The organism is uncultured Thermus sp. (assembly GCF_938010445.1).
GTDB classification, from domain to species: domain Bacteria; phylum Deinococcota; class Deinococci; order Deinococcales; family Thermaceae; genus Thermus; species Thermus altitudinis.
Map to the genome: position 1 here is coordinate 1 of NZ_CALLUR010000114.1, position 4,754 is coordinate 4,754.

The 4,754-nt window shown below is 64.0% G+C and carries 5 protein-coding genes; all 5 read left to right on the forward strand.

The genetic code is table 11. From position 1 onward, the window contains the following. The coding region (cas10, locus tag Q0693_RS06560) for a type III-A CRISPR-associated protein Cas10/Csm1 (RefSeq protein WP_298630129.1) at positions 1-1,969 on the forward strand (1,969 nt) is incomplete at its 5' end. Further along, entirely contained in the window at positions 1,970-2,374 is a 405-nt protein-coding gene (gene csm2 / locus Q0693_RS06565; RefSeq protein ID WP_243031740.1) for a type III-A CRISPR-associated protein Csm2, read from the forward strand. It abuts the gene before it with no gap. Positions 2,375-2,377: 3 nt separating this feature from the next. Next, positions 2,378-3,112 carry a type III-A CRISPR-associated RAMP protein Csm3 gene (csm3, locus tag Q0693_RS06570; protein WP_298630131.1) on the forward strand — a complete coding sequence of 245 codons (735 nt, stop codon included), beginning with the start codon at positions 2,378-2,380 and terminating at the stop codon, positions 3,110-3,112. Continuing rightward, on the forward strand, positions 3,109-3,996 hold the full coding sequence (locus tag Q0693_RS06575; protein ID WP_298630133.1) for a hypothetical protein: 888 nt from the start codon (positions 3,109-3,111) through the stop codon (positions 3,994-3,996). The genes csm3 and Q0693_RS06575 overlap by 4 nt, the downstream gene beginning before the upstream one ends. Then, on the forward strand, positions 3,993-4,754 hold a 762-nt coding region (gene csm5, locus Q0693_RS06580; RefSeq protein WP_298630135.1), incomplete at its 3' end, for a type III-A CRISPR-associated RAMP protein Csm5. The genes Q0693_RS06575 and csm5, both read left to right, overlap by 4 nt.

Genomic DNA, 4,754 nt, shown 5'->3' on the forward strand with positions numbered 1-4,754 from the left:
CCTCGAGGACCGCCTCCACCAGCGCATGGCAGCCTTGCGACAAAGCCCCCCCAAGACCCCCCACGCCCTCCTCCTTTCCTTGGCCACCGTCTTACAGGAGACCGCTTCCCTGATCCCCGCCGACACCCAGGCCGAACCCGATGTCTCCCTCTACGACCACCTGCGCCTCACCGCGGCCATCGCCCATGCCCTTTGGCTTTACCACGGGGGGAACCCCTCCGTGGAGGACCTGCGCCGCGACGGGGAGAAGTTCCTCTTGGTGGTGGGAGACCTCGGGGGCATCCAGGGGCACATCTACCGGGTGGCGGGAGCGGAAACCGGGGTGGGGGGCATCGCCAAGCGGCTTCGGGCGCGGAGCCTCGAGGTGAGCCTGGCCGCGGAGGCCATGGCCCTGGGCCTCCTCAGGAAGGTAGGCCTGACGCCCCTAAACCGCATCATGAGCGCTGGGGGAAAGTTTTACTTGCTCCTACCCCATACCCAAGAGGCGAAGGCGGCCCTCCAAGCCCACCTCGAGGACTGGGAGAAGTGGGCCTTCAAAAACGGGGCTAGCCTCCTCCCCTACCTGGCCTGGGCCCCCTTTGCCGGGAAGGAGTTCGCCCAGTTTGACCAGGTTTTCCGTAGGGTGCACCAGGCCCTCGCCGAGGCGAAGCTTCGGCCTTTGCGGTTTCTCCAATCCACCCCCGACACCCTCCGCCCTGCCCTGCGGCCGTGTGCGGCTTGCGGGCTGAGGCCGGCCCTCCAGGACGAACCCGGTGCCCTTTGCCGGGAATGCCAACGAGAACGGGACGTGGGTGGCCGCCTCCCCCGGGCCCAGGGGGTGGCCTTCCACCTAGAAGGCGCCCCTCCGCCCTACTTTGGCTTTCCCGGGCTGCAGGTGTCCCTTTGGGACGGAACCGGTCCGGCCGGGAGTCCTTTCCACGTGCAGCGGGGAAGGCCCGACTTTAGCCCGGATGGCTTTTCCCTTGAGGTGAAGCCCCTCTTGGGGCACCTGCCCACGGTGGCGGATGCCCTGGAAGCTGAGGGAAAGAGCCTGGAAGAGTACCAGGCCTGGGTGGTCCAGGAGGGCCTTTTTGAGGAGGAGGAAGAAGTAACCCGCGAGCGCCCCCTCACCTTCAGCGAGCTGGCGGCCCTCTCAAAAGGGGTTCCGTACCTGGGCGGACTCCTCCTGGACGCAGACCGCATGGGCGAGGTTTTCGCCCGGGGGCTGCGTTGCCAGGAACGAGACCAAGCTACCCCTAGCCGCATAGCCGCCCTTTCGCGTTTCCTGGAGTGGTTCTTCACCGTGGAGGTGCTAGGGCTCATCCAGGAGGCTTCTCTTTACCAAGGACGCCTGGGCTGGAGCGGCCTCGAGGCCCAGAACAAGGCCCGCCGCTACCGCCTCATCTACAGCGTCTACTCCGGGGGCGACGACCTCTTCCTCCTGGGGCCTTGGGACGTGCTTCTGGACTTCGCTCTGGACCTGGAGAGCCTTTACCGTCACTACGTGCGCCACCCCGCCCTCACCCTGTCCGGCGGCTTTCAGCTCTTTGGCGGCAAAGTCCCGGTCCCCTCCATGGCCCAAGCCCTCCAGGAGGCGGAGACCGCCGCCAAGAATGCGGGGCGGGGCCGGCTTTTCCTGTTTGGCCGGGCGGTGCCTTGGGACACCCTAAGGGACCTGCGCCAAAACTGGATGGAACCCCTAAGGCGGCACCTGAAGGACAAACGGGTGAGCAAGGCCCAGGTGTACCGCTGGCTTGGGCTATGGCGCCGCTTCTGGGACGGGGTTTCGGAAAGGCCCCGGGAGCCCGAGGAAGGGTACGGGGAGAGGATGCGCTACAAGCCCCTGCTGGCCTACGCCCTTAGGCGCATCAGGGAGCAGGATGAGGCCGCCTGGAAAGGGTACCTGAGGCTCCTGGATCACCAAGAACCGGCCTGGCATCACCTGCCGGTTTGGGTACAATGGGCGCTATACAGGGAAAGGGGGGATTAGATGGCAGAGTTGGTATTTTTTCAGGACAGGACGAAGGAGCTCTTAGACCCGACGGTATTCGCAAGGGCGGAACAGCTGGCCCAGGAAATCGCCCAGGAGGGCAAGGTGAAGTCCAGCCAGTTCCGCAACTACTTCGCTGAGCTGCGGGCCCTGGAGAACCGCTTCCTCAAGGAGAGGCGCCACGACCCGGACAAGGCCTTCCGGAGGCTGGTCCCGGAGCTGGAGCTCCTCAAGGCCAAACTGGCCTACAACACCCGCAGCAACGGCCCGCTGAAGGGGGCCACCACCTTCGTCAACTTTCTCAACGAGGCTATAGACGCCGGCAAGAGGAGCCCTGAGGACTTCCTGGCCATGATGAAGTACGTGGAGGCGGTGCTGGCGTACTTCTATGCCCATGGGAGGTGAGGTATGAGGCTTAGAGCCATCAAGCGCATCCGGGCCATTCTCTTGGCCAAAACCGGCCTAAGGATCGGTATGAGCCGGGACCAGATGGCCATCGGCGACCTGGATAACCCCGTGATCCGTAACCCCCTCACCGACGAGCCCTACATCCCGGGGTCCAGCCTGAAGGGGAAGCTCCGCTACCTCCTGGAGTGGAGCCTGGGCGGGGACTACATCCTAAAGGCCCAAGAAAGGCACGTCTTCGCTTCCAGTAACCCAGACGATCCCGTGGCCCGTATCTTTGGCTTGGCGCCAGAAAATGACGAAAAGGCCCTCAAGGTGGCCCGTGAGCGGGGGCCCACCCGGCTTCTGGTCCGGGACGCCTACCTGACCCCAGACTCCAAGGAGGAGCTGGAGCGGACCGTGGCCCGGGGGGGGTACCTCACGGAGATCAAGCAGGAGGTGTTTATCCCCAGGCTAGGGGGCAACGCCAACCCGCGCACCACGGAACGGGTGCCCGCAGGAAGCCGCTTCGCCGTGTCCATGACCTACCGGGTTCTGGACGACAAGGATGAGGAGTATTTCCAGAAGTACCTGATGCGGGCCCTAGAGCTTCTGGAGCTGGACGGGCTTGGGGGGCACATTAGCCGGGGGTATGGCCAGGTCTTCTTTTTGCACCCGCAGAAGCCCCTCGAGAAGCAGGAAGACCTTCCCCTTAACGAGCGCCTGGAGATTGAAACCCTCTCCTTTGGTTCCCTATGAGGGTTAAGGCCTATTACCTTCGCTTCCAAGGGGGCTTGCGGAGCCTGCCCCGGGCCCCAACCCTCATGGGCCACCTGTTCTGGTGGTACCGTTACACCCATGGCCGCCAAGCCTTGGAGGATCTTTTGGAAAGGTACCGGGTAGGACGGGTTTCCTTCCGGCTCTCCAGCGCCTTCCCTCGAGGCTGGCTTCCCCGCCCCAAGCTCTCCCCTCTGTTGGTGGAGGAGACCAAGCTGCGCAAGAACCTCAAAGCCCTGCAGCTCCTCTCCTTGGAAACCTTCGCCAAGGTGGCGGAAAAGGGGGAGGAGGCTCTTCTCCACGCCCCCGAGCTGGCCGAGGACCTCAAGGAGAGGCTAACCCCCCCGCTCCCTAAGCGGCTCCGCCGGGTAAGGGTGGGCATAGACCGGGGAACCGGGGGCGCCCGGCAGGGGATTCTCTTCGCCCAGGACTTCCTCTTCCCCCAAGGGGAGTATGCGGTGTACACCCTGGGAGAGGCCCCCTTTCCCGTGCGGGAAGGACTGGAGTTTGTGGGGGAGATGGGCTATGGAGGCCTCGCCAGCGTGGGCCTAGGGGTTTTCCAGGTGGTAGGGGAGGAGGACATGGAGCTTCCTGAAGCCCCTGGGGCCAACGCCTTTGTCTCCTTGGCCCCGGGTCCCCTGGAGGGAGCCCTGCACTACGACCTCGAGGCCCACTGGGGCCGCCTGGGAGGGGGGTATGTGGGGGCCAAACCCTTCAAGAAATCCTACCTGCGCACCAAGGAGGGCAGCGTGTACCGGGAGGACCCCGGGCCCAGGCTTTTGGACCTCACCCCTGACCCTCCCCCAGAGGACGGGGTAAAGGTGTATGAGGTTCTCCAGGTGTTTCCCTTGGGGGTGAGGGTATGAGCTTTCTGGAGCGCTACCGCCTGGAACTGGAACTTTTGAGTCCCGTACACGTGGGCACGGGGGAGCTATATCCCGCCTACGCCTACGTCCCCGACCTCCACACTAAGGAAGTCCACCTATTGGACCTCTCGGCCCTCCTCCTTAGCCTGCCCCCAGAATGGCAAAACACCCTGCTTTCAAAGGTGGCCACGGGGCCAAGGGGCGCCCAGGAGGCGCTTCGCCGCCTCTACCAAGAGGGAAGGATTCCCAAAGAGGCCGTCCTCCGCACCATCAAGGCCAGTAACGCCTTCCTAAGAACCGTGAGCCAAGCGGTAGAAGAAGCCCTCCTAGAGTTCAGGCCTCTTCCGCAAAGCCCGCAAGGCCCTTACCTCCCCGGCTCCAGTGTGAAAGGGGCCCTGCGCACCGCGTGGCTTTTCCACACCTTGGTGGAGCGGGGCGAGGAGGTGGTCTTCCAAGAGGGCCGGTGGCAGTTTAGAAAGGCCCGGGGCGAACCCCAGGTGATACCCCCAAAGTTTAAACCCAAATCCAGGGAAGAACTCCTAATCAATCAACACTTTGAGGCGACGGTGCTAGGCTACCTAAGACCCGGGAAAGGGGGGCGTCCGGAACCCAACCTTTACGCCGACCCCTTCCGCGCCGTACGCCTCACGGACTCCAACCCCGGGGAAGGTTTCCTAAACCGCATTGGCATCTTCCACCCCAAGGGCACAATGAAGGGAACCGTGCTCCTGGCAGAGACCTTCCGCATGGGAAGCAAG

Coding starts and splice junctions, on each gene's coding strand:
- csm3 (WP_298630131.1), top strand. CDS start 2,378: ATGAGGCTTAGAGCCATCAAGCGCATCCGGGCCATTCTCTTGGCCAAA.
- csm2 (WP_243031740.1), top strand. CDS start 1,970: ATGGCAGAGTTGGTATTTTTTCAGGACAGGACGAAGGAGCTCTTAGAC.
- Q0693_RS06575 (WP_298630133.1), top strand. CDS start 3,109: ATGAGGGTTAAGGCCTATTACCTTCGCTTCCAAGGGGGCTTGCGGAGC.